Source organism: Stenotrophomonas sp. ZAC14D2_NAIMI4_6 (assembly GCF_003086875.1).
Taxonomy (GTDB): domain Bacteria; phylum Pseudomonadota; class Gammaproteobacteria; order Xanthomonadales; family Xanthomonadaceae; genus Stenotrophomonas.
In genome coordinates, this window is the sequence record NZ_CP025996.1 from 2,551,588 (window position 1) to 2,576,137 (window position 24,550).

Annotated in this window: 21 protein-coding genes; 15 read left to right on the forward strand and 6 right to left on the reverse strand. The window is 65.3% G+C overall.

Annotation, left to right across the window (positions count from 1 at the left end; all coding sequences use genetic code 11):
- Nucleotides 1–83: 83 nt before the first annotated feature.
- The 3 genes from C1933_RS11745 to C1933_RS11755 all read right to left on the reverse strand — a co-directional run bounded on the left by C1933_RS11745 (nt 84) and on the right by C1933_RS11755 (nt 2,919).
- Nucleotides 84–530, reverse strand: a complete 447-nt coding sequence (locus tag C1933_RS11745) for a hypothetical protein (protein WP_108749944.1) — start codon at nt 528–530, stop codon at nt 84–86.
- Between the two features lie 415 nt (nt 531–945).
- Nucleotides 946–2,625, reverse strand: coding sequence for a type IV secretory system conjugative DNA transfer family protein (locus C1933_RS11750; RefSeq protein ID WP_108753405.1), 1,680 nt, complete (start codon nt 2,623–2,625; stop codon nt 946–948).
- Between the two features lie 36 nt (nt 2,626–2,661).
- Nucleotides 2,662–2,919, reverse strand: coding sequence for a hypothetical protein (locus tag C1933_RS11755; RefSeq protein ID WP_108753406.1), 258 nt, complete (start codon nt 2,917–2,919; stop codon nt 2,662–2,664).
- A gap of 123 nt (nt 2,920–3,042) precedes the next feature.
- Here C1933_RS11755 and C1933_RS11760 point away from each other — a divergent pair, with 123 nt between their 5' ends.
- The 10 genes from C1933_RS11760 (at nt 3,043) to C1933_RS11805 (ending at nt 15,830) form a co-directional block, all read left to right on the forward strand.
- Entirely contained in the window at nt 3,043–3,471 is a 429-nt protein-coding gene (locus C1933_RS11760; protein WP_108753407.1) for an HD domain-containing protein, read from the forward strand.
- 99 nt (nt 3,472–3,570) lie between these two features.
- Nucleotides 3,571–4,782, forward strand: coding sequence for an MFS transporter (locus C1933_RS11765; protein WP_108753408.1), 1,212 nt, complete (start codon nt 3,571–3,573; stop codon nt 4,780–4,782).
- 140 nt (nt 4,783–4,922) lie between these two features.
- Nucleotides 4,923–5,201 (forward strand): hypothetical protein, encoded by a 279-nt coding sequence (locus C1933_RS11770; RefSeq protein WP_234414517.1) that lies wholly within the window; start codon nt 4,923–4,925, stop codon nt 5,199–5,201.
- A gap of 60 nt (nt 5,202–5,261) precedes the next feature.
- Complete coding sequence (locus C1933_RS11775) at nt 5,262–5,993, forward strand: SOS response-associated peptidase family protein (protein WP_108753410.1); 732 nt, start codon at nt 5,262–5,264, stop codon at nt 5,991–5,993.
- 97 nt (nt 5,994–6,090) lie between these two features.
- Entirely contained in the window at nt 6,091–6,360 is a 270-nt protein-coding gene (locus C1933_RS11780) for a hypothetical protein (protein ID WP_108753411.1), read from the forward strand.
- A gap of 153 nt (nt 6,361–6,513) precedes the next feature.
- Nucleotides 6,514–8,640 carry a methyl-accepting chemotaxis protein gene (locus tag C1933_RS11785; RefSeq protein ID WP_108753412.1) on the forward strand — a complete coding sequence of 709 codons (2,127 nt, stop codon included), beginning with the start codon at nt 6,514–6,516 and terminating at the stop codon, nt 8,638–8,640.
- A 171-nt stretch (nt 8,641–8,811) separates the two neighbouring features.
- Nucleotides 8,812–10,563: an EAL domain-containing protein gene (locus C1933_RS11790; protein ID WP_108753413.1), complete on the forward strand. Its 1,752-nt coding sequence runs from the start codon at nt 8,812–8,814 to the stop codon at nt 10,561–10,563.
- Between the two features lie 63 nt (nt 10,564–10,626).
- Nucleotides 10,627–11,820 carry a GAF domain-containing sensor histidine kinase gene (locus tag C1933_RS11795; RefSeq protein WP_108753414.1) on the forward strand — a complete coding sequence of 398 codons (1,194 nt, stop codon included), beginning with the start codon at nt 10,627–10,629 and terminating at the stop codon, nt 11,818–11,820.
- A gap of 87 nt (nt 11,821–11,907) precedes the next feature.
- Nucleotides 11,908–14,058 (forward strand): TonB-dependent receptor, encoded by a 2,151-nt coding sequence (locus C1933_RS11800; RefSeq protein WP_108753415.1) that lies wholly within the window; start codon nt 11,908–11,910, stop codon nt 14,056–14,058.
- Nucleotides 14,059–14,141: 83 nt separating this feature from the next.
- Complete coding sequence (locus C1933_RS11805) at nt 14,142–15,830, forward strand: PAS domain-containing sensor histidine kinase (RefSeq protein ID WP_108753416.1); 1,689 nt, start codon at nt 14,142–14,144, stop codon at nt 15,828–15,830.
- A gap of 168 nt (nt 15,831–15,998) precedes the next feature.
- On the opposite strand, the gene C1933_RS11810 is transcribed toward C1933_RS11805, so the two are convergent.
- Together C1933_RS11810 and C1933_RS11815 are read right to left on the reverse strand one after the other, a co-directional pair.
- Complete coding sequence (locus tag C1933_RS11810; RefSeq protein ID WP_108753417.1) at nt 15,999–16,406, reverse strand: hypothetical protein; 408 nt, start codon at nt 16,404–16,406, stop codon at nt 15,999–16,001.
- 413 nt (nt 16,407–16,819) lie between these two features.
- Entirely contained in the window at nt 16,820–17,167 is a 348-nt protein-coding gene (locus C1933_RS11815) for a helix-turn-helix domain-containing protein (protein WP_108753418.1), read from the reverse strand.
- Nucleotides 17,168–17,268: 101 nt separating this feature from the next.
- Between C1933_RS11815 and C1933_RS11820 the strand changes: the two genes are divergently transcribed.
- Complete coding sequence (locus C1933_RS11820) at nt 17,269–18,258, forward strand: MDR family oxidoreductase (RefSeq protein ID WP_108753419.1); 990 nt, start codon at nt 17,269–17,271, stop codon at nt 18,256–18,258.
- A 100-nt stretch (nt 18,259–18,358) separates the two neighbouring features.
- Here C1933_RS11820 and C1933_RS20110 read toward each other — a convergent pair whose 3' ends face one another.
- Complete coding sequence (locus C1933_RS20110) at nt 18,359–19,090, reverse strand: hypothetical protein (protein WP_159093988.1); 732 nt, start codon at nt 19,088–19,090, stop codon at nt 18,359–18,361.
- Between the two features lie 155 nt (nt 19,091–19,245).
- Between C1933_RS20110 and C1933_RS11830 the strand changes: the two genes are divergently transcribed.
- The 4 genes from C1933_RS11830 to C1933_RS11840 all read left to right on the forward strand — a co-directional run bounded on the left by C1933_RS11830 (nt 19,246) and on the right by C1933_RS11840 (nt 24,367).
- Nucleotides 19,246–21,999 (forward strand): UvrD-helicase domain-containing protein, encoded by a 2,754-nt coding sequence (locus C1933_RS11830; RefSeq protein ID WP_108753421.1) that lies wholly within the window; start codon nt 19,246–19,248, stop codon nt 21,997–21,999.
- Between the two features lie 52 nt (nt 22,000–22,051).
- Nucleotides 22,052–22,186, forward strand: a complete 135-nt coding sequence (locus C1933_RS20440) for a hypothetical protein (RefSeq protein WP_267896386.1) — start codon at nt 22,052–22,054, stop codon at nt 22,184–22,186.
- A gap of 70 nt (nt 22,187–22,256) precedes the next feature.
- Complete coding sequence (locus C1933_RS11835) at nt 22,257–22,895, forward strand: hypothetical protein (protein WP_108753422.1); 639 nt, start codon at nt 22,257–22,259, stop codon at nt 22,893–22,895.
- On the forward strand, nt 22,892–24,367 hold the full coding sequence (locus C1933_RS11840) for an XVIPCD domain-containing protein (RefSeq protein WP_108753423.1): 1,476 nt from the start codon (nt 22,892–22,894) through the stop codon (nt 24,365–24,367). Before C1933_RS11835 ends, C1933_RS11840 begins: the two co-directional genes overlap by 4 nt.
- The last annotated feature ends 183 nt before the right edge of the window (nt 24,368–24,550 follow it).

Genomic DNA, 24,550 nt, shown 5'->3' on the forward strand with positions numbered 1-24,550 from the left:
CTTCCGTACTGCTGAAACATCAATGGGCGTGTCGCCCCTGCGGCGGGCGCGGGGTGCGGCACGTTCGATGATTTCGGTGGGGCTCAGCTGCCGCTGTTGGCGTCAGCCGCCGGAACCGCCGCAGTGGGCGTCGATCCGGCGTTCTGCACGACAATCTGGTTGCCCACGATGGAGACGGAAACACCTTGTGCCGCATAGGCTGCCGTGAGGTCGATCACGGCCTGCTGTGCGTTGGTGGTGTCGATGTCCGACACCGCGCCATACAGGGTGAAATCCGAGCTGAGGCGATAATCCAGGGTGCGGCCGGAGTCCTTGGCCCAACGCTCAAGCATCGCCTTCAGCGTGCCGTCCATCGGCGACGCCTGGTACACGTAGCTGGTATAGAGCGGGATTTCGGTCGGGGCCGTGGCAAACCGGTTCACCGGCTTCCAGCGTCCGCCGAAATCGGGTGCGGGCTTGGTGGCGCAACCTGCCACCATCAACGCCGCGGCTGCGGCGATGGACATTTTTACGATAAACGCCTGATTCATACGGGCTTCACTTTGACGTACGAAAAAGCAGTCCCGATGTTGGTCCCCTGGTCGTCCGGCGCTGCATGGCGCACGCCGGAATCGTCACAGTAAGCGCACTTAACAGGGCACAACTGTCACGGTTCCCCTGCAACCCGAAGGCTGCCAACCAGGTCGCAGACCACGGCTTTTCCAAGCCGCACTCATGCGCCCTCACCAACGTCGGAACCATCCCTGTTCCAATGGCTGAAACTCCTGGCCACTCTGAAAGCAAGCAGAATCACGAGGATTCCCAAGCCGTGCATAGAGTCGCACAACCGCACGTCAATTCCATGTCAGACAAGTCTGAATTCCACCAACGTATGGTGTTTTTTTGACGCACTTCACCAATTCACATCCATGAATTCGTGCATGCGTCACATTTATCGACGGAAACTCAAATGTCGAGCACCGGCGCGTCAACTTTCGGAAGTAGACGCGACGTGAAATAGCGATCCTTGTAATAGCGGATCTTGTCGCACTTCACCGGATGCGGGATGCCTTCGTACAGGAACACTTCGTGGTCCGGACCCATCGCCTTCAGTTCCTGCGGCAGCATCAGCGCACGCCGCTCTTCGCTGTAGCTGTGGGTCTTCTCACGGGCATGGGTCACGTTCTTCTTGCGGATGGTCGTGTAGCCCAGCATGTCCGAGTAGTCGTTGGCGTCCTGCTGTTCGCGCGGCGCGTACAGGATCTGCAGCGCGTGGTTGGTGATGATGGTGCGCGAGGTTTCCCGGCCATAGGTGGCATCGAGCTGGGACATGCTCTGGATGATGGGCAGCAGGCGCACGTTGTAGCCGGCCATGTAGGACACCGCCGAGGCGATGATGTCGACCTTGCCGATCGATGTGAATTCGTCCATCAGCAGCAGGCACTGGTACTTCAGGTCCGGGTTGGACTTGGGCAGTTCCTTGGTGTTGAGGTTGATCAGCTGGCTGAAGAACAGGTTGATGATCAGGCGGCTCTCGGCCAGCTTGTTGGGCTGGATGCCGATATAGATGGTCATCTTCTTCTTGCGCACGTCGGTGAGCAGGAAGTCGTTGGTGCTGGTGGCCTTGTCCAGCACCGGGTTGATCCAGGCGTTCAGCGGCTCCTTGAAGGTGCCCAGGATCGAGGCGAAGGTCTCATCGGCCTGGGACAGCATGTTGGCGAACGCCGAGCGCGCATTGCTGCTCAGGAACGGCCGCTCGGACAGGCCCTTCAGGAACTTCTTCAGATCGGTGCCGTCACCGGAGGACAGGCGGTAGACCGCACCCAGCGTGGGCGTGCCCATGCCGCCGGGGAAGCCGCTGGCGCGCTCGTCGTCCCAGTTCTCGAACAGGTACAGGGTGAAGGCGATGAAGGCATTGCGGGCCTGGCTGACCCAGAACTTCTGGTCCTCGGCGCCATCGGGGTACAGCATGGCGGCGATGCTCATCAGGTCCGAGACGCGGAAGGCCGGATCGTCGGACACATAGCTGAGCGGGTTCCAGCGGTGCGTGCGGCGGTCTTCGGCGAAGGGATTGAACAGGTAGATTTCCTGGCCCTGGCTGGCGCGCCAGCCACTGGTCAGGTCGAAATTTTCCTGCTTGATGTCCAGCACCACCAGCGATTCGCCGTATTCCAGCAGGTTCGGAATGACCACGCCCACGCCCTTGCCCGAACGGGTGGGCGCAGCCAGGATCACGAACTGCTGGCCGTCCAGGCGCACCAGCTTGCCGCCGTGGCTGCCGACCACGATGCTCTGCCCGGTCTTCTTGAACATGCCGTGCTTGGCCAGGTCGGCGCTGGTGGCAAAGCGGGCATCGCCGTGCAGCGAGCGCTTGTCCTTCTTCAGCAGCGCCACCAGCGCGATCACCGCCAGCAGCAGCAGCGGCACGCCGAAGCCCAGGTAGCCGGCCCACTTGATCTTGCCCACGAACGGGGCGACCTGCGGCTGGTCCAGGGCATTGAAATACTGGTAATAGGTGTTCCAGGTGAAGAGCTTGGTATCCAGGCCGAGCAACAGCAGGGTCAGATAACCGGACAGCGCAAACCCGAGCACCAGGGTCGCCAGGGTGGCGATGGCGATGAGCAGATACTTCTTACTGGGCAACACCCGAATCCTCCATGATGCGCCCAAGGGCGCGACGAACTAGCGGCGGCGCCAGCGTGACGCCTTCTTCCGCAGGTGGTTTTCATCCTCCAGCCCGGGCTCGATGCCCTCTTCCCGCAGCAGCCCTTCCAGGTAGTGCCGCGCCTCGGCCAGCGACATCAGATCGGACAGACGTTCCCCGTCATCGGCGATGACCGCATGCCCGATCACATCGCCGGGAGCGTACACCGGCGCGTGGGTCACCGCTACCAATCGGTAGCGCCCGCGTAGTTCAAGTTGATGTGTGTACTGCTGCATTGCTTCACTCCGTGACGGCGTTCACATGTCGTTCCCACGACGGTCCCGTGCGTCGCCCCGATCAGGGCTGGCAACGCGCGGGTGCCACCCCTGACAATACACGCCTGCGCTTCGGAGACCACCATGGATTGGATTGCACGCGCCCGCGCACTGGCTGCTGACGCCCACGCCGGGCAGATCGACAAGGCCGGTGCGCCCTACATCGGGCATGTGGCCCGCGTCGCGGCACGGGTACGCGGCGATGACGACGCCGAAGTGGTGGCCTGGCTGCACGACGTGCTGGAGGACTGCCCGGGGTTCGCCGCCCAGGTGCAGGACTTCCCGCCGGCGATCCAGCACGCGGTGCAGCTGCTGAGCCGCAACCACAGCGCCGACACCGCTCATTACTATGCAGGCATCGCGGCCAACCCGCTGGCACTGAAAGTGAAGCTGGCCGATATCGCCGACAATGCCGATGAAACCCGGCTTTCGGCCCTGGATGCGGCCACCGCCGAGCGCCTGCGCGGGAAGTACCGGGCCGCACGGGCGCAGCTGGGGCCAACGGCCGTCTAGGCGCGCCACCGGCCGAACACTGATTTTCCTGAACGCCGATGCCGCCTGCTGCAGTGCAGCAGTACAATGGCCCGTTCCCCTGCCCCATCGCGCCCCCGCATGAGCCCCAATTCCTCCCTGGCCGCACGGCTCACGCCCCGCCAGCGCACCCTGATCATCATCGCCCTGTCGCTGGGCGGCTTTGCCATCGGCACCAGTGAATTCGCCAGCATGGGCCTGATGCTGGAAATCAGCCGCGGCCTGTCCATCAGCGAAACCCAGGTGGGCCACCTGATCAGTGCCTACGCCATCGGCGTGGTGGTCGGCGCCCCGATCCTGGCCTTCGTCGGCGCCAGCTTCCCGCGGCGCAAGCTGCTGCTGGCGCTGATGGGCTTCTACGCCGTGGGCAACCTGGCCAGCGCCCTGGCGCCCAACTACGCCACCATGCTGGTCGCCCGCTTCGTCGCCGGCCTGCCGCACGGCGCCTACTTCGGCGTGGCCATGCTGGTAGCCGCGGCAATCAGCCCGGCCGGCCAGCGCGGCCAGGCCATGTCGCGGGTACTGCTCGGCCTGTCGATTGCCATCCTGATCGGCAACCCGCTCACCACCTGGCTGGGCCAGCAGGTCAGCTGGCGCACCGCCTTCGCCTTGGTCAGCCTGCTGGCCATCGCCACCGTGGTGATGATTGCCCGCTTCCTGCTGCCCGACCCGGACGAGGTGCGCACTTCCCCCATGCGCGAGCTGCGCGCGTTCAACACCACCCAGGTGTGGCTGGCGCTGGCGATCGGTGCGGTCGGCTTTGCCGGCATGTTCTGTGTGTTCACCTATCTGGCCCCGACGCTGGTGCAGGTGACTGGCGTGGCCGAATCGTGGATGCCGCTGGCGGTAGGCGTGTTCGGCATCGGCGCGATCATCGGCAATATTGCCGGCGGCTGGCTGGTGGACAAGTTCCACTTCAAGGCCGCCGCCGTGGTGCTGGCCTGGTCGATCGTGATGCTACTGCTGTACCCGATTGCAGCGCAGTCGGTGTGGTCCATCGGCCCGATGATCGTGACGGTGGGCACCATGGGCGCACTGGCGGCCGTGCTGCAGACCCGCCTGATGGACGTGGCCGGCGAAGCGCAGACCTTGGCCGCCGCGTCCAACCACGCTGCCTTCAATACGGCCAATGCACTGGGCCCGTGGCTGGGCGGCATGGCCATCAGCGCCGGCTTCAGCCCGGCCACCACCGGTTACGTGGGCGCGGCGACCGCCATCGGCGGCCTGCTGCTGTGGTGCATATCGGTGATGGTGGACCGCCGCCGCAAGGCGTCGCCCGTCACCGCACACTGAGTCGCCACCCGCTGGAACCTGCGCAGACGCCCCTCACCGAGGGGCGTTTGTGTTTCCGCCACGCGCATGCGTTGACAGCAGCACCGCACGCCACAGACGAAGCCGTCACGGCCCGAACCGGACGATGGAATCTCCTCCACTTGCCGAGCTTCCCCATGCCGGACACCGGTCGCTTCTCGATCCTCGCCTTCGACGCCATCTTCAACCTGTCCGGCGGCATCGAGCGGATCACCGCGCTGACCATCAGCTGCCGCCACTGCTCGACCACCACCACCTCAGCCGACCACAACCTGCTGCATCTGCCCGGCGGCACCCTGTTCCGTTGCGAAGCCTGCGGCTGCCACCAGGCCGTGAGCAATTCGCGCCTGGCCGATGGGCAGGCCTGGGCCGGCGCGGCAGAGGCGACCGCCCAGCTCTGATGGCACCGGTACCGCGCGACGTCGGGCGCCCGCGGCAGCCAACCCTATCCGAGGGACCCCATGCGACGCTTCGTACAGGCCTTCGCTGCGGAAGATGCCTTCGCACCCGGCCTGCCGGCTGACGTGGCGGAAGCATTCGCCGCTGCGCCTGCCCACTTCAACATCGGCAAGGATGCGCAGGCCTGTGTCTGGGCTGCGGGCAGCGATGATCCCGCGTGGGTGGCCCCCATGCACTGGGGCCTGGTGCCGCGCTGGTCGAAGGAACCCAGCACGCCCTACACCACGGTCACCGCGCGCGTGGACCGCGCCGCGCGTAGCCGTTTGTTCGGCGATGCCTGGAAGCATCGGCACTGCATCGTGCCCCTGACGGGGTATTTCAAATGGGACCGGCAGCGCCGGCGCCCCTGGCCGATGTACGTGCAGCGCGCCGATGGCCTGGCATTGCTGGCCGCCGGCCTGTGGGAGCGCTGGCGCGACGCCGACAGCGATGAACCTCGCGATGCATTCACCCTGCTCACCCACGCCGACGCCCACATTCCTGCCCCGCTTTCGCCCGACGGCCCCGTGTTCCTGGACCCTTCCGCAGCGGGCGCCTGGCTGCTGGGCAAGCGCATGACCGCCGCAGACCTGCTGGCGCAGGCGCAGACACCCGACCTGGAAGCGTATTACGTGGCGGCGGCGGTAGCCGATCCCCGCCGCGACGACTACACCCTGCTGGATCCCGTCGAGCCCCCCGTCAACGATGACGATGACGATGCCGTGTCGAGCGACGATTCCGCCGAAGACGACTGAACCCGCAGCTGGCCCAGGTGAATGCCGGAAAAACACACCGCGTGGATATCGCCTGCGGCACAGTAGCGCTGCACCCACTGCATAGCCGCCTTTCGCCATGCGCCAGACCGCACCCCCAGCCCGACATGATGCGGTTGCCCTGCAGGCGGGCATGCTGGGCAGCGTTCTGGCAATTGCGCTGCTGAAGGCACTGGCCCTGGCCACAGGGCTGTCAGGTTCGCCGTTGGTCACCGGGCTCTGGCTGCTGGCCTGTGCCCTGCTGGGCGCCTGGGCGCTGGCCGCGCTGGTGGCCTGCCTGGCCCTGAGCCGGCGCGTGTTCGCGCTGACGCTGGCGCTGTGCGGCGTGTTCCTTGCCTGCATGGTCTAGCGCGCCAGCGGTGCGCGCCCCACGAAAACACTACTGAAATCGGCGCTAAAGCTTCGGCCTGCAGCGCCGCTACCGTCTTACTGCCTGCCGGGACTCTCTCCTGTGCAGACACGCCCGGCAGTCGGGCTTACGACGACTACCGGACTTCACAAATTGAACACACTTCGCCGCTTCAAGGTAGGCACCCGCCTTACCGCTGGTTTTTCCATCCTGCTGTTGATGATCGCCAGCATTCTTGCGATCGCCCTGCACAGCAACTACAAACAGCGGCAACAGTTCGACAACGCGGTGAACGTACGCGTGACCCGCATGGGCGAGCTGTACGACATGCTGATCATCAACAAGGAACTGTTGCTGCTGCGCCGCGATATGCTGCTGCGCCGCGGCCAGGCACTGGACCGCGACCTGGCTGCCGTGCAGGCGCAGACCGCGCGCTACGATCAGATCTGGCAGCACTTCACTGCACGACCGGCCACCAGCCCGCTGGCACAGACCATGCGCGACAAGGTGGCCGCGCACCAGCAGGCCACACAGGCCGCACTGGCCGAGCTGGACGCGCGCATGCGTGCGGGCGACTTCGATGCCGCCGACACCCTGCTGCTGGACAAGGTGGCGCCGGCCGCAGCGCAATGGAACACAGCACTGAGCGAGTTCGCCGATCTGCAGCAGAAGCTCGTAGCCGAAGCCGCGGCGGAGATGCAGTCGCTGGCCGCGCGCACCACTGGTCTGCTGACCCTGTTCGGCGTGGCCAGCCTGGCGCTGGGCATCCTGGCCGCGTGGCTGATCTCGCGCAGCCTGACCGTGCCGCTGGCACGCGTGCAGGCCTCGATCAATGCGGTGACCCGTGGCGACCTGAGCGTGCGCGCCCAGGATGACAGCCAGGACGAGGTGGGCCAGATGCTGCGCGCCACCGATGGCATGGTGCAGCTGCTGCAGCGCTTTTCCCAGCAGACCCGGCAGATGATCGACAAGCATGCCGCCGAGGACATCACCCATCGCATGCCGACCGACTTCCCGGGCGTGTATGGCGAACTGGCCGAGGGCATGAACACCATGGTGTTCGAGCATCTGGACGCCATCGTCGATGCGATCGAGGTGCTGAACGAGTATGCACAGGGCGATCTGCGCCGCGACGCCCGGCGCCTGCCCGGCAGCCGCGCGATGCTGCATGAATCGATGGATGCGGCCAAGGCCAGCCTGTCCGCGATCAACCAGGACATCCAGCGCCTGGCCCGCGCGGCAGCGGCCGGCGACTTCAGCGCACGCGGCGATGCCGGTGCCTACCGCCATGACTTCCAGCGCATGATCGTGGATCTGAACCAGTTGATGGAAACCGCCGATGGCAGCCTCAAAGCCTTGTCGGTGGTGCTGGGCGCGATGGCCGAGGGTGACCTGAGCCGACGCCTGCAGGGCGACTACCAGGGTGTGTTCGCGGCCATGCAGCGCGACACCAACCGCACCGCTGAAAACCTGTCGGGCATCGTGCAACGCATCCAGACAGCGGCAGCGTCCATTGCCAGCGGCTCGGACGAAATCGCCGCCGGCAACGCCGATCTTTCGCGCCGTACCGAGAGCCAGGCGGCCAACCTGGAGGAAACCGCCGCGTCAATGGAAGAGCTGACGTCGACGGTGCGCCAGAACGCCGAACACGCCCAGCATGCCAACGCCGCATCGCGCAGCGCCGGTGATGCCGTGCAGCGCACCGCCCGCGCGGTGCAGGATGTGGTGCAGGTGATGCAGCAGATCGATGCCTCGTCCCAGCGGATCGGCGAGATGGTGGGCCTGATCGATGGCATCGCCTTCCAGACCAACATCCTGGCCCTGAATGCCGCCGTGGAAGCGGCACGCGCCGGGGAACAGGGGCGCGGTTTCGCCGTGGTGGCCAGCGAGGTGCGTACCCTGGCGCAGCGCGCGGCAGCGTCGGCCAAGGACATCAAGGCGCTGATCGAGACCTCCGGCGAGAACGTGCAGGCCGGCATCGGCATTGCCCGCCAGTCGGAACAGGCCATCGACCAGCTGCGTGCCGCCGCTGCCCAGACCGATACGCTGATCCAGCAGATCGCCCAGGCCAGCAGCGAGCAGGCATCCGGCATCGAGCAGGTGAACCAGACCATCGCGCAGATGGACGAGGCCACCCAGCAGAATGCCGCGCTGGTGGAAGAAGCCAGTGCGTCGGCGCGTGCCATGGCCGAGCAGGCCAGCGCGCTGGACCAGGCCGCAGCGACGTTCAAGATCGCAGCCGCTGGCGCACCGCACGCGACGTTGCAGCGCGCAGCGTAAGCGCATGCCCTGCCCTGCCCAGCTGAAGGATTCAGTGGGCAGGATCGCAGGGGCGCACCATGCAAGCCGACGCCACACCGCCTTCGCGCCGCCTGCGGCATGCTGGCGGTGTAGCGCCCCGACCGCCGTAACGATGTCCCGTACATGCCTGCCAGCCGTGATGAAGAACGAATGTCCACCCTCGCCGGCCTCAATGCGCTGGGCGAGATCAGTGGCGCCTCGCTGGACAGCCTGACCGAGCTGGCCACGCACACCTTCAACGTGCCGGTGGCGTTTGTTTCGCTGCTGCAGATCGACCGCCAGCGGCTGGTCTCGCGCCGTGGCCTGGCGATGTCGCAGACCCATATCCGCGATTCCATCTGCGCCAGCACGATTGGTTCAGCCGAAACGCTGGTGATCGACGATCTGCTGCAGCACCCGCGGCATGCCAGCAATCCGCTGGTGGCCGGCGAGCCCCACCTGCGTTTCTACGCCGGGGCGCCCCTGGTGGCGCGCAACGGCGTGGCCATCGGCGCGTTCTGCGTGATGGACGATGCACCACGCACGCTGTCCGAGGCCGAGCGGCGGCAGCTGGAAACGCTGGCCCGGGCGGCCATGAACGAACTGGAGCTGCGGGCGATGAGCGGACGCACCGACCCGGTGAGCGGCCTGCCTGATCGCCAGCAGTTCATGCTGGACCACGATGCACTGGCCGAACGCGAGCCGGGAACCTTCATGCATGCGGTGCTGGTGGATGTGTTCGATACCGCCATTTCCACCGAGGCGGGACAGGTGCTGGGCATGGCGCCGCTGGAAACGCTGATACGGCGCACCGGCGTGCGCCTGAAGGTGGCACTGGACGGGCTGGCCCAGGTCTACCACGTAGGCGTGGCGCGCTTTGCCTTCGTGCTGGAGCTGGAGCAGGCCAGTGCGGTGGAGGCCCTGCTGGCCGAACTGCAGGCACGGGTGACCCGGCCGATGATGGCCGCCGAAGTGCCGATGTCACCCGGCTTCCACGCCGGCGTTTGCGAGCTGACCCTGGGCCAGCACAGCGCCGGGGAAGTGATCCGCCGCCTGCTGGTGGGGCTGAGCGCGGCGGTGTCTGCCCGCGCGCCCTTCCGCTGGTACTCGCAGGGCCACGATGCCAGTACCCGCCGCGGCTACCGGTTGGCCACCGACGGGCGCACGGCGCTGCAACAGGACGAGTTCCATCTGGTCTACCAGCCCCGCTTCCGCGCCCGCGACCTGCAGCCCGTCGCGGCCGAAGTGCTGATCCGCTGGAACCACCCGCAACTGGGTCCGGTCAGCCCGGCCGAGTTCATTCCGGTGTTCGAACGCACCGCATTGATGCACGGCATCACCGACTGGGTGGTGGACCGCGCACTGGACCAGCTTGCCCGCTGGCACGCCGATGGCCTGCCGCTGAACCTGTCAATCAACTACTCCGCCCGCGACATGGCCCGCGAAGGCGCGACCGAGCGCTTGATCGCCGGGATCGACCGGCGCGGCCTGGCCTGCACGCAGGTCGAGGTGGAGATCACAGAAAGCCAATGGCTGCGTGCCGATTCGCAGCAGGGCTTACAACTGAAGCGGATGGCCGATGCGGGCATCCGCGTGGCGGTGGACGACTTCGGCAGCGGCTACAGCAACTTTGGTTACCTGACCGAACTGCCGATCAGCACGCTGAAGCTGGACAAGTCGCTGATCGATCGCCTGTGCCTGGACAACCGGTCCAGCGTGAAGGTGGAAGCGATCATCGGCCTGGCCCATCGCCTGGGCTACAGCGTGGTGGCCGAAGGCGCCGAGAGTGCCGACCAGGTCAGCCGCCTGCGCGCACTGGGCTGCGATGAGATCCAGGGATTTGCCCTGGCCCGGCCGATGGATCCGGATCAGCTGTTCACCGGCCACAGCCGTCCGCTGCTGGATACCCACGTGGCCGAGTGAATCGCTGGCGCACCGCGCGTCGCTATACTGCCCCTGCCCAGACGCGATGCCGGATTGCCTGCGATGCCCTCACGAATCGACTTCCGCACCTCGCTGGACCTCGCCTGCCAGTTGACCGGCATGCGCGTGGCGCTGGTGGGCGAAATAACCGATGCGCACTGGCGGGCCGTGCAGAGCGTTGACCGCGCCGGCCTGGGCATCAGCAACGGCATGGTGCTGGACATCAACAAGACCTTCTGCAGGGACGTGAAGGCCCAGCAGTGCCCGGTCTGGTTTGCCGACGCACACGCCCACCCGGATTTCCAGCACAGCCCGGTACCCGGCCTGTATGGTTTCCGCAGCTATATCTCCGTGCCGATCACCCTGGCTGACGGCAGCATCTTCGGTACGCTCTGCACGCTCGATCCGCTGCCCCGGCCGGTGGACGAGAGCCATGTGGCGGCGCTGACGATGCTGGCGCGGCTGGTGGCCGCGCAGATCGATGCCGTGCACAGCCACGACGCCGATGCGGAACTGATCGATGGCCTGAAGCGTGATGGGACCAGCCGCGACGTGAAGTTGGCCGAATCCGAGCACAACAATGCCGAGCTGCTGCGGGTGGGCAAGGAGCGCGAGGAGTTCATCGCGGTGCTGGCCCACGATCTGCGCAACCCCGTGCAGGCCATCCGTGCCGGCGCCGACCTGCTTTCGCTGGGCGCGCTGAGCGTGGCGCAGCAGAAGGTGCTGGAGCACATCAACGACAGCACCGACCGCATTGCCGAGCTGATCGATGTGACCCTGGATTTCGCCCGGGGCCGGCTGGGCACCGGCATTGCCCTGAAGCTGGAAGACTGGTCCGATCTTTCCGGGGTACTGGCCGTGGCCTGCCGCGAGGCCATGCGTGCCTATCCGCAGCGCCGTTGCGAGGTGGATCTGCAGTTGCCGCCGGTGTTCCGCTGCGACGGTGCGCGCCTGTGCCAGCTGCTGGCCAACCTGGTCATCAACGCCGCCGTGCATGGCACCGCCGGGGAACCCATTCGCGTGACCGGCCGCAGCGAGGGAGACGGCCTGCGCATCGAGGTGGCCAACGCCGGGGTGATCCCGCAGGCGCAGCTGGCGGCGTTGTTCGAGCCGTTCTCGCGCCCGCAGGAGAAGCGCCTGGATTCCGGCCTCGGCCTGGGGCTGTATATCGCCTCGCAGATCGCCAAGGCCCATGGCGGCACCCTGTCGGTGGCCAGCGCCAGCGATTCGGGCACGGTACTGACCCTGCGCCTCTGAAACGAAACGGCATTGCCCGAACGGGGGATGCGTGTCGAAGTGTTGCAAATGCTAATATTTCTCATTTGCAACCACCCCACGCTGCCCATGCCCGTCAACTTGCCCCGCCGCCGCGTCCTGTGCGCCGCGCTCGCCCTGCCCTTGGCTATTGCCGCACACACCGCCCACGCCGCCGACAGCCCGCCTTCCAGCGTCCAGGACCTGGACAAGGTAGAGGTGCGCGGCCGCGCACAGACCCTGTACCGGGCCGACGACGCCGCCGTCGGCACCCGCACCGACACGCCCCTGGCCCTGGTGCCGCAGTCGATCCAGGTGCTGCCGCGCGAACTGATCGATGACCAGGCCGCCCGCCAGGTGACTGATCTGTACCGCAGCATCAGCGGCATCAGTTTCTTCAGCTACGCCGGCGTGACCCTGCGCGGCTTCCGCCAGGAAAACGTGCTGTACGACGGCCTGCGCGGCGATCCCTACGCCGGCTTTTCGGTGCCGCAGCTGTTCAACATCGAACGGGTGGAAGTGCTGAAGGGCCCGGCCGGCGCCCTGTACGGCGGCGGCGATGCCGGCGGCGTGATCAATTACGTCACCCGCAAGCCCAAGGCCAGCGCCGAGCGCCGCATCGAGCTGCAGGTGGGCAACGAGGACTTCCGCGCCGCCTCGATCGAAGGCACCGGCCCGTTGAACCGCAGCGGCAGCGTGCGCTATCGCGCGGGCCTGTATGGCGATAGCGAATCGGGCGTGCGCTGGAACACCGACAGTGAAAGCGTGATTGGCGATGCCTCGTTGGCCTTCGACGTGGGCGACACCGGCGAGCTGGTGCTGCAGTTCACCGATATCACCCAGAATCTGGGCGGCAACCGCCTGCGCGGCGTGCCGGTGGACGACAACGGCACCTTCCTGACCGACCGCCGCTGGAACCACAACGAGGCCAGCGATTTCCTGGACATGCGTGCCAAGGTGGCGCTGGCGCAGTACCGCTTCGCCCCCACCGACGCGCTGGACGTGGACGTGGCGGCGCGCTGGTTCAAGAACAGCGAACACCAGATGTACCACGAGCCGATGGGGCTGATCGACCGTGACGGCGACGGCGTGGCCGAGTGGATGACCCGCCAGCTGCGCAACCAGTTCCGCGACAACGACGCGGTGACCGCAAATGCCAATGCGGTGTGGCGCACCCGCACCGGCGGCATCGAGCACAAGGTGCTGTTCGGCGCCGATGTGTACCAGACCGATGCGGACTTCACTGCGCAGACCGCCAACAGTGCCGACCTGGCCCGCGGCGCAGGCCCGGTGCAGGGCATCGACCTGTTCAACCCGGTGTACGGCGCCAGCACTTGGCATGACTACAACCTGGCCGCCCTGCCCTGGCGCAGCACGTCCACCCGCAGCCAGCGCTACGGCGGCTACCTGCAGGACGAGCTGACCCTGACCCCGCGCTGGCACGTGCTGGCTGGCCTGCGCTGGGACGGCTTCAAGGACGAAGACCGCATCGCCCACAGCAGCGTGGATGGCAACGACATCAGCTGGCGGCTGGGCAGCACCTTCATCGTGCGCGACGGCCTGAACCTGTACGCCAACGTGGCCAGCGGCTTCGTGCCGCAGACCGCGGCGAACCAGAATTCAGCCGCCGGCGGTCCGTTCGATGCCGAGCGCAGCAAGCAGTGGGAGGTTGGCATGAAATCGCTGCTGGCCGACCGGGTAACCCTGAACCTGGCCGCCTACCGCATCGACCGCAGCAACATCGTGCAGGCCACCGGCGAAGTGGTGGGCGGGGTGAACCAGCTCGCTGCGCTGGGCCTGGTGCGCAGCACCGGCATGGAAATGGACCTGCTGGCCGACGTGACCGAACGCTGGGTGCTGAACCTGACCTACGCCTACAACGATGCGCGGGTGAAGGATGCCGGCCCGAACGGGATCACCAATGCCTCCGGCGATCGCTTCGCCAATGCGCCGCGCAACAAGCTGGGCCTGTGGACCCGCTACGACCTGCCCGCCCTGCATTCGGCCATCGGCTTCGGCGCCGATTACGTGGGTGAGCGCGTCAGCCTGGACGGCCAGCGGGTGAAGCCCTATGCGGTGTTCGACATGAGCTGGAAGACCACCTGGCAGCAGTGGCAGTTCCAGGCCAACGTGAAGAACCTGTTCGACAAGGTGTATGCGGCCAGCGGCTTCATCGAGCGCAACGGCCACTTCCCCGGCGAACCGCGCCGGGTGTACCTGCAGGCGGCGTACAGCTTCTGATGCCGCAGTGACCACCCGGCGGCGTGTAGAGCATGCACACACGCCGTCGGGTACGCTGTGCCACCTTCCTGCCCTGAGCGGCCATGCACGCCTTTTCCCTTCCGGTCTCTGCGCCCGAGCAGCTGGCGTACCGTCTGCTGCAGGACAGTGACTGGGCACAGACCGCGCAGGCCGCACAGATGCCGGACGAACTGCGCACCGTGCTGGCCATGGTGTTCGATTCACCCGAGCCGATGTGGATTGCCTGGGGACCGCAGGACAAGGCGTTCTTCTTCAACGACGCCTACCTGCCGCTGCTGGGCGGCAAGCTGCACGGCGCCATGGGCGCACGCCTGGATCTGGTGTGGGCCGATGTCTGGGCCGACGTCAGCCAGGCCATCGACGATGCCTTCGCCGGCACCGCGCGCAGCTTCCAGAACCTGCGCCTGATGATGGACCGCGACGGCGCGATGAAGGAAACCTGGTGGACCTTCTCGTATTCGCCGCTGCGGCTGGGCAACGGCGAGATTGCCGGTCTGCTGTGCGTGGTGAGCGAGCAGACCGAGCGGGTGATCGAGCGCGACCTGCACAGCCGCCAGGTGGCTGCCATTACCCAGGAAGCACGCGAGGCGCACCTGGAACTGGTGCGCGCACGCGAGCAGCTGCGCCAGGCACAGAAACTGGAAGCCATGGGCCAGTTGACCGGTGGCGTGGCGCACGACTTCAACAACCTGCTGCAGGTGATCACCGGTTCGGTGGACATGCTGCTGTACGGCTGGCCCAGCGATGACCCGCGCCGGCGCTACGCCCAGGCGATCGAATCGGCGGCCGAGCGTGCGACCAAACTGACCGCCCAGCTGTTGGCATTCTCGCGGCGGCAGAGCCTGTCGCCGGAAGTATTCGACCTGTGCGAGAGCGTGCTGGCGCTGGCGGACATCATCACCACCGTGGTGGGCGCGCGTATCGATGTGGACCTGCACTTGCCCGACGTGCCGCTGCCGGTGCTGCTGGACCGCAACCAGCTGGATACCGCGCTGATCAATATTGCGGTGAACGCGCGCGATGCGATCGAGGGCCACGGCAAGGTGACACTGGCAGTGCAACGGGTCAGCACCGTGCCATCTGTGCGCCAGTCGATTCCGCTGAAGGGCGACTTTGCTGCGATCAGCGTGACCGATTCCGGCAGCGGCATTGATCCTTCGGTGCTGGAACGCATCTTCGAACCGTTCTTCACCACCAAGGGCGTGGGCGCCGGCACCGGGCTGGGGCTGAGCCAGGTATTTGGCTTCGTGAAGCAGTCCGAAGGCGAAGTGGATGTGCAGAGCCGGCCGGGCGCGGGCACCTGCTTCACCCTGTACCTGCCGCTGACCCAATGCACCGACAGCGTGCCGCGCCCTGCCCCGCACCCTGGCCTGGCCAGTGGCGACGGGCTGTGCGTGCTGGTGGTGGAAGACAACGTGGACGTGGCCGACTTCGCCGTGGGCGCGCTGCGCGAGCTGGACTACGGCGTGGTCCTGGCGCGCAATGCGGCCGAGGCCATGGCCGAACTGGAACATGACGCCGCGCGCTTCCAGCTGGTGTTCACCGACGTAGTGATGCCCGGCACCAACGGCCTGGAGCTGGCACGCACGATCCGCACGCAGTTCCCGAAGCTGCCGATCATCCTGACCAGCGGCTACAGCGAATTGCTGGCGCGCGACCCGGGCCATGGCTTCACCCTGCTGCGCAAGCCGTATTCGCTGAAGCAACTGGCCCAGGTGATGACCGAAGCGGCGCACGGCAGCGCCCGGTAGATGCCCACCTTGGTGGGCATTGCTCTCTACCTACCCCTTGTGCCCACCAAGGTGGGCACCTACCAAAATGCCTTTGGTAGATGCCCACCTTGGTGGGCATTGCTCTCTGCCTACCCTTCGTGCCCACCAAGGTGGGCACCTACCGGGCACGCAGCGGATCGTGGGTTGTCACGGAACCAGACACCGTTCCACCTGCAGCGACAAGGCTTCGCAGGCGTCGAACAACCCATCGACCACGGCCGCTGAGGGGCAGCCCGCCGGATCATCACTCTCCCGCGCCACATGGGCGGCATGCAGCACGGCGGTCAGTGCCGTAATGCCCGACGCGCAGCGTGTGGCCAGGGCCAGATCGAATGCGCGGGTGGGAGTCAGGCGATGCTCGCCCCACGGTTGGCCGTCGGCACGCAGGTTCCTGCCGTGGCCTTTCAGGTGCGCGAAGAAGGCAGACGGCGCGAGGCTGTCGGGCGAATCGCAGAGCGCGTCTTCCAGCTGTTCGGCGATGGCATTGGGCAGATCGCGCGTGGCATTCCCCAGCAGCGCGTGCAGGCGGGGATAGTCGGGAAGCAGGTCGGACATGGCGGCAACCTCACGGTGTGGCCACCTGCGAAAGCAAGGTGGCGGACGGTGCGGGTTGGCGTGCCGGATACGAGATACGAGAAGCCGGCGGATCGGAAGATCCCCACGCACCGTCCACCATGGACTGGCAGGCGGTGCATTGTCGGGACTGCACGTTGCAGTGCAAACCCGACGCCGTGTATCTCGTAAGTTCGGGACGCCAATCCCGGCCAGGGCGAGTGCCTTGGCGTGGCGATGATTGCCGCAGTCTTTCGTGGATGAAAAGTAGGGAAATACGCCGCCATGGCGTGGTCAAGGCACATGCGTCATGCGGTGACGGGCGCCCCCTTCAATGGCGCTGCCGGCTTGGAGCCTTCATCCACGCCAGCCGCAATTCAACTCGCCCCTACAGGCCAATCGCGACACCTCACCCGTCAACTGTCATCGCGCGCGCTCTGATAACCGCGATAGGTTTCGCCCCACTCGCGCATGGCCAGCAGCACCGGCACCAGCGTGTGGCCGAACTCGGACAGTTCGTACTCCACCTTCGGCGGCACTTCTGGATAGACATGGCGGATCACCACGCCATCGGCCTCCAGCTCGCGCAGTTGGCTGGTCAACATGGATTGGGTGGCATTGGGCACCCGCCGCGTCAGTTCCATGAACCGGCGCCTGCCCTTGATCAGGTGAAACAGAATGATCGGCTTCCACACGCCACCCATCACCGAAAGCGTGACTTCCACGGCGCAACCACTTTTGTTGTCCCAACGCCTGCTACGCATGAATACTCCGGAAAACCATAGTACCTACGAAAAACCATCGTTCTTGTTGCAATAACGGTGCGAGCCTAGCATGGGCGCATCCATTGACCGTGAGGCCCGCGATGACATTCAAGGCACTACTTTCCAGCAAGACCGACGACCGCGTCGTCACTGAACTGGTCGATTTTGATGAGGCCGACCTGATGGACGGCGATGTGCTGGTGCAGGTCGATTATTCGACCCTGAATTACAAGGACGCGCTGGCGCTGACCAACAGCCGCCCGGTCATCCAGAAGTTTCCGCTGATTCCCGGTATCGACCTGGCCGGCGTGGTGCTGGAATCCAGCAATGCCGATTTCAAGACCGGTGATCGCGTGGTACTGAACGGCTGGGACCTGAGCATGGGCCACCACGGCGGCCTGGCCCAGCGCGCGCGCGTGCGTGGCGAATGGCTGAACAAGATTCCCGGCAACCTGACCACCCGCGATGCCATGGCCATTGGCACTGCAGGCTATACCGCCATGCTGTGCGTGCTGGCGCTGGAAGATACCGGCGTGACCCCGGACAAGGGCGATGTGCTGGTGACCGGCGCCAATGGCGGCGTCGGCTCGATTGCCGTCGCCATTCTGTCCAAGCTGGGTTACCGCGTTGTGGCCGCGACCGGCCGCCCCGAACATGCCGACTACCTGCACAGCCTGGGCGCGGCGGAGATCATCGACCGCGCGGAGCTTTCCGAGCCGCGCAAGAAGCCGATCAGCGCCGAACGCTGGGCGGGCGTGGTGGACGTGGCCGGCGGCCCGACCCTGGTCAATGCCCTGGCCGAAACGAAGTATCGCGGCGCGGTGGCGGCCTGCGGCCTGGCGCAGAGCGACGCCCTGCACGGCTCGGTGCTGCCGTTCATCCTGCGCAACGTGACTTTGGCAGGCGTGGATTCGGTGAACGCACCGCAGCAGGTGCGCCAGCGCGCCTGGGATCGCCTGGCCACCGATCTGGACCCGAAGAAGCTGGAAAGCACGGTGCAGCAGATCGGGCTGGCTGAAGTGCTGGATGTGTACGAGCAGATCATCCCGGGCAAGGTGCGCGGGCGGATCGTGGTGGATGTGAATGCCTGAGGGCGCGTAGATCGGCGCACGCCGGTGCCCATCCAGGTTCGCGCACCCATCTGGCCCACGTCGACCCAATCGACGTGGGCCGCGTCGAGCCCGATCTACCCTATCCGCCCACCATGGTGATCGGCATCTGGCATTCCTTGCGGAAGTTGGCGGCCTTGCGGTCCAGCGCACGTCGCAGCTTTGGAATCGTGCCCACCTTGTTACGTAGTGCCACTACCGAAATCGTCCCCGCAGCGATGGCCGACGTTCCCCCAAGGCTGTTGGGTGCGCTACGAATGTTCCAGGCCAGCGCATCCCATCCCGTCCCGAACGCCAGCACGCTATCCAAGGGCATGAATGCCGTCGCGCCGACGTTACCGTTGTTATGTTCACCCCAGTGCAGAGACGTGGTCAGGCTCGTGGATGACGAGCGGAACTCCTTCTGCGGATCCGAAGACCTGTACAGGTGCAACGCCGCATCTTTAGACGCGCGCATTGGCGTCCCGGCTTGCTGCGCGTCGAACCAGAAGTCCATTTCCGCGACAACGTCACGTTCCGCAACGGCCTTCACAGCATCGCCTGCGCCCGGCCGGATTTCATAACTCAGCGACCACCTGAACGTCGCACCTGGAGCAAAGGATGCCTTCTCTGCAGGCGTCCACGTATAGCTCTCCGACAGCCCGACCGCCGCGCCTGTACTTTCGCTCACGTACCTTGTGGCGAGCCAACGCCCATCAACACCCTTTTCTTCCACGGTACAGGTGAGCCAAGGGCCAGATGACTGGGCCATCACTGTCGGTGCAAGCACCAGCAGTAGGCTCAGCAGACAACGTCCCTTCTGATTCACAGGCATGGCATTCCTTCCTTGTCGAGGATTGTCCGTTGGACCGCAGCGTACCCCGGTCCGGCACGGAGGTAAAAGCCACACGCGACGCCAAGCCCCCTTATCATTGGGCTGTAAGGGCGCTTTACGCCCAGTGACGTACGCAAGGCAGTATCTGGATGTCTATGGAATGGCGCCCCTCGGGCTGGGGCCAACGTGTGACCCGCTCGCCGGACTGGCGGCTGCGGCTGGATGGCGAACAGGTCGAACTCTCGATTGGGAGCACGCTGTACCAGCAGCACGTAGATGGCGCCGCGCGTGTGCGGATCATTCCGGGCCTGTTCTGGGCCCGGATCGAGCTGCAGCGCGACGACGGTGAAACGCTGTCCGTCGATGGCCTGCCCAACCGCCAGGCATCGCAGCTTTCGGCCGCCGTGCAGCAGGTCTTGCTTGCCTGCACCACCCGTGGGCGCAAGGCGCTCTTTCAAGACATCCTGCCGCAGATTCAGGGCTGGCTGGCCGAGGCAGACGCGCTGACCGACCGCGGCAGCGCCGGCCGCCGCTGGATCACGCACGAACAACAGCAGGCACTGGTGGCCGAGCGGCCCGCCCTGCCGTTGCAGCCGTCCGCGCTGCAGCGGCTGTTCCTCGACGAGGACGTGCACGACGACCTGCAGTCGCCCAGCCACCGTGCCGCGCTGGACGCCCTGCACGATTGGGAACTGGATTGGCCGTCCGTCTGGGCCGAAGCCAACGCGACCATGGCAACACGCGAGCTGGTGCTGGCCCGCAATTTCCTGCACCGGGTCGAAAGCAAGCCACTGACCGAAGAACAGGCGCGCGCGGTCATCTGCTTCGACAACCACGTGCAGGTGGTCGCCGCGGCCGGCTCCGGCAAGACCTCGACCATGGTCGCCAAGGCCGCCTATGCCATTGATCGCGGCTTCGTTGCGCCCGAACGCATCGTCATGCTGGCCTTCAACAAGGATGCCGCCAAGGAACTGGAGGACCGCGCGCAGCGATCGTTCGAACGGCTGGGCATGGGCGATACCGTGGTGGAGGCGCGCACCTTCCACGCACTGGGCCTGTCGATCATCGCCAAGGCGACCGGACGCAAGCCTGATATTCCCGACTGGGCCATCGACGCGACGCTGGGCTTCAACAAGCTGGCCGAGCTGGTGGACGACCTGAAGGACCGCTCGACCCACTTCCGCACCCAGTGGGACATGTTCCGGCTGGTGTTCGGGCGCGATCTGCCGCCGCTGGGCGCGCAGATGCTGGCGGACGGCTACGACCGCGATGGCACGCCCTATATCCGCACGCTGCAGGGCGAGCGGGTGAAGAGTCTGGAAGAGTGCGTGATTGCAGATTGGCTGTTCTACAACGGCGTGGCCTACGACTACGAGCGGCGCTACGAATTCGATACCGCCACCGATATCCATCGCCAGTATCGGCCGGACTTCTATTACCCGGATGCCGCGCTCTACCACGAGCACTTCGCGCTGGATGCCGACGGCCAGCCGCCGCAGCAGTTCGCCAACTACGCCGAGGGTGTGCGCTGGAAACGCGAGCAGCATGCCGCACGCGGGACCGCACTGATCGAGACCACCTCGTTCGGGCTGCGCAGTGGCGAGGCCCTGCACCACCTGTCCGAGCGGCTGGGCGAATCGCGCGTTGAACTGGACCCGAATCCGGACCGCGAGCTGCCCGACGCCGGCGCCAAGCCCATGCCCGATGCCGATCTGATCGGCTTGATGCGCACCTTCATTGCCCATGCCAAGAGCAACTGCCTTAGCCTGGAAGACATGGCCGAGCGCCTGCGGCAGATGCCCGAGGACCAGTTCAAGGAACGCTACCGGCGCTTCCTGGAAATCGCCGGGCCCGTATTCCAGGCCTGGGATGACGCACTGGCCGACGAGCGCAGCATTGATTTCGAAGACATGTTGAACATGGCCGCCGGACTGCTGGAACAGGGCCACTATGAATCGCCCTACGACCTGGTGATGGCCGACGAATTCCAGGACGCCTCGCGCGCCCGCGCCCGCCTGTGCCGCGCCCTGGTCAACCGCCCGGGACGCTACCTGTTTGCGGTGGGCGACGACTGGCAGTCGATCAACCGTTTCGCCGGTGCCGATGTTTCGGTGATGACCGGTTTCCGCGAATGGATGGGGCACGGCCAGGTACTGAAACTGGAGCAGACCTTCCGCTGCCCGCAGGAACTGTGCGATATCTCCAGCCGCTTCATCAGCCGCAACCCGGCGCAGATTGCCAAGGCGGTTCGCTCTGCCGCGCCGGCAATTGGGCCGGTGCTGCAGGCCTTCCAGATGACCCGGCGCGAAGAAGTGCAGGATGGCGTTCGCCAGTATCTGGCCGCGCTGCATCAGCAACTGCTGTCTGGCGCCGTGCCTCGCGGCCGCAACGGGCGCGTGACGGTGTTCGTTCTGGGCCGCTACCGGAATGAGCGCAGCGCACTGCCAGCGGACTGGAAGGCAGCGTTCGGCAGCACGATGGACGTGGAGTTCCTGACCGCGCACCGTTCAAAGGGCCGCGAGGCGGACTACGTGATCCTGCCGGGAATGGTGAACCGCGGCTTCCCCAGCCTGCGCGCGGATGATCCGGTGCTTTCGCTTGCGATGCCCGAAGGCGATACCTTCCCGCTGGGCGAAGAGCGGCGGCTGTTCTATGTGGCGCTGACGCGTGCGCGGCGGAGTGTTGCGATGTTCACGCTGCAGGGAAAGCGTTCGCCGTTCCTGGATGAGCTGGTGCAGGATGGCGTGGTGGAAGTGACGAGCGTGTCGGGTGTGGCGATCAATGAGGAGCGCTGCCCGGTGTGCAAGGTGGGGGTGTTCGTGGAGCGGAATGGGCCGCATGGGGCGTTCCGGTCGTGTTCCAGTTATCCGTTGTGCCATAACAAGCCGAAGGGTGGGCGTCGGGGGTAGGCCTGGCCAGAGCGGATCGTATGGTCAGCGCACGCCTTGCAATGGCGCGCCGATGAACGTGAAGCTGAGCGAGCGCGAATTGTCGCATCTGCCCAAGAAGCCAGTCTGGGCTTCATCTTTCAAGGCGACACGCTCTGCCCAGCTGATCTACGATCTGGGCAGTCCTGCGAACTGCGTCACGCACTGATGGCCATGCCTTGTAGTAAGCCTGTACTGGCGCCGGCCGGAAGCACCTCAATCAGCGACATGGATCGATCATGCTGACATTCCTCCAGACCCTTCCTCGTGTAGTTCTCATCGCCTTGGTCACCGTCGTCGCGCCTGGCTGCAGTGAGGACCGTTCGTACCCGGCCTACCGCGAGAATCCTGCTCCCACGGACGCGCTTGCTATCGTGATTCGGGTACAGGATGCGCCCGTGGACGTCCCTGCTCCCAAGGTCTTCGTCTCCTACGAAATAGACCCGCTCTGTCTCCCGCCGATCGACAACTACGAGGGCGTGCAGTACGCACCGCAACGCCAGTCAGTTGTGTTTCCAGTGCAACGCGTCAGCAAGACCGAATTCACTGCAACAGTGTTCAAAGATGGGATGGAGGTCGCCGACTACTATGGCCGCGGACCATGCAACTGGACGCCACGCTTTGTGCAAGCATCGTTCATGATGGACGTCGAAGGCCGCCCGATAAGAGTAGCTATTCCCGCCTTCTTTCCAGAGATCGAAGATAAAGCGCGCTCTACTACATACGTGGAGAAGGCACTTAGACCGCTGATTCCAGGACAGACACCCGAGCGAGCGGGCATCTGGCCAGACAGCCAATTCCAGAAGATCCCCGAAGGTGAGCACTCAAAGTACTTCCCTATCGAGATTTCCAGAAATGCTGAAGGAGAGATTCGATGAATCCTGTTACCGCCGCCGCGCTCTCCAACAGCACGTATGAATCCCCTCCCTTGGAAGATGCGTTCATCACCGTTGCGGGCATCAAGTACGAGATTCTGGCCAGACGCGACTCCAGTACCGGATATCAAGGCACCGTCTATCGCAGCCTAGCAACGAACGAAGTCATTGTTGCCCACCGCGGCACCGAGTTTGATCGCGAGCCACTGCTCGATGGCGGGATCGACGCCGCCATGGTTGCTGCCAGAATCAACCCTCAGCTCGACGATGCCCTCGCGCTGACCAAACAAGCCATCAGAATGGCGAATGAAATGGGGTACGGCCCTGTACACGTCACCGGCCACTCCCTGGGTGGCGCGCTTGCGCAGATCACCGCACACCACTACAACCTCCCCGGCGACGCGTTCAATCCCTACGGCGCTGCCGGATTGGCGTACCGCATTCCCGAAGGCCAGCCCGCCAATGCGGCACCCTTCACCAACCATGTCATGGCAGGCGACCTGGTGAGCGCAGGCGGCCCCCATTACGGCAAGGTTGAGATGTATGCGCTCCCCAAGGAACTGGAGGTTCTGCGCAACGCCGAACAGGGCCAACGCGTCGGGTCCCTTCTGGCACCTGGATTGAGGAGCGGGCACGCCATCTCCGCGGCGGTGGCGGTGCAATTAGGCGACTCCCATCGGGTAGTTCATTTCCTTGATCGCATGACCGACAAAGGGCCGGTGCAGTCCGTCCTTGACGATCCCAGCGCACGGATCACCGCCCCCGACGACCTGCGCCGGGTCGCTGAGTACCGCAGTGACATCCATCAAGTACGCATGGGAGCCACCGTTGTTGTAGGTGGCGGCCCAGGGCTACTACGTGACGGGATCAATCATCTGCGAGGCACCGAGGAAGCCGGCGAGTACGCTCGCCGCGAGGCCGAAGCGGAGCAACGGGCACACAGTGCACTCAAACCTGGTGAGCGACTGACGCAAGAAGCAACCGACAAGGGCTCGCCTTCGCTGAGCAACCCGGGCTTCGCACCCAAGAGTCCACTACAGGAAAGCATCGAATCGACCCTGGACAAGATGAATCAAGATCCCAGGGACAAAGGGCACCCTGATCATCCGCTCTATCAACAGATCCGCAATGGTGTATCGGCCGTGGACTCCACGCATGGGCGCAGCTTCGACGAAACCAGCGAACGCGTCTGTGCCAGCCTGTTGGCATCGGCCAAGAGTGGCGGCCTGGATCGGGTCGATCACGTCGTCTTGGGCAACCCATCTTCCGACGGCTCTGGCCCGCGCATGTTCGTTGTGCAAGGTGAGCTCGACAACCCGGCACATCTGCGGGCATCGGTAGCCATCAGCGACGCGATCAACACCCCAGTGGAGCAGTCACTCGCCAAGGCAGAGCAGACCTCACAGGCGCAGCAGCAGGTTGCCCAGAAAGAGCAAGCCCACGAGCAGGCGCGAGATGCGATGCGCATGGGATAATTGCTGCGCAACCGAACCCCATCTGTTCGTTGCTCTCACGTGATTGCGCAGCCAGATGACGGATGAAAATGCCCCGCCAGGGGTCTTTCATACGCCGGCACGGCAAAAAAGAAAGCCCCTGTTTCCAGAGGCTTTCCAAATATTCTGGCGGAGAGAGTGTCTGATTCTAGGGAGTTCCCTAGC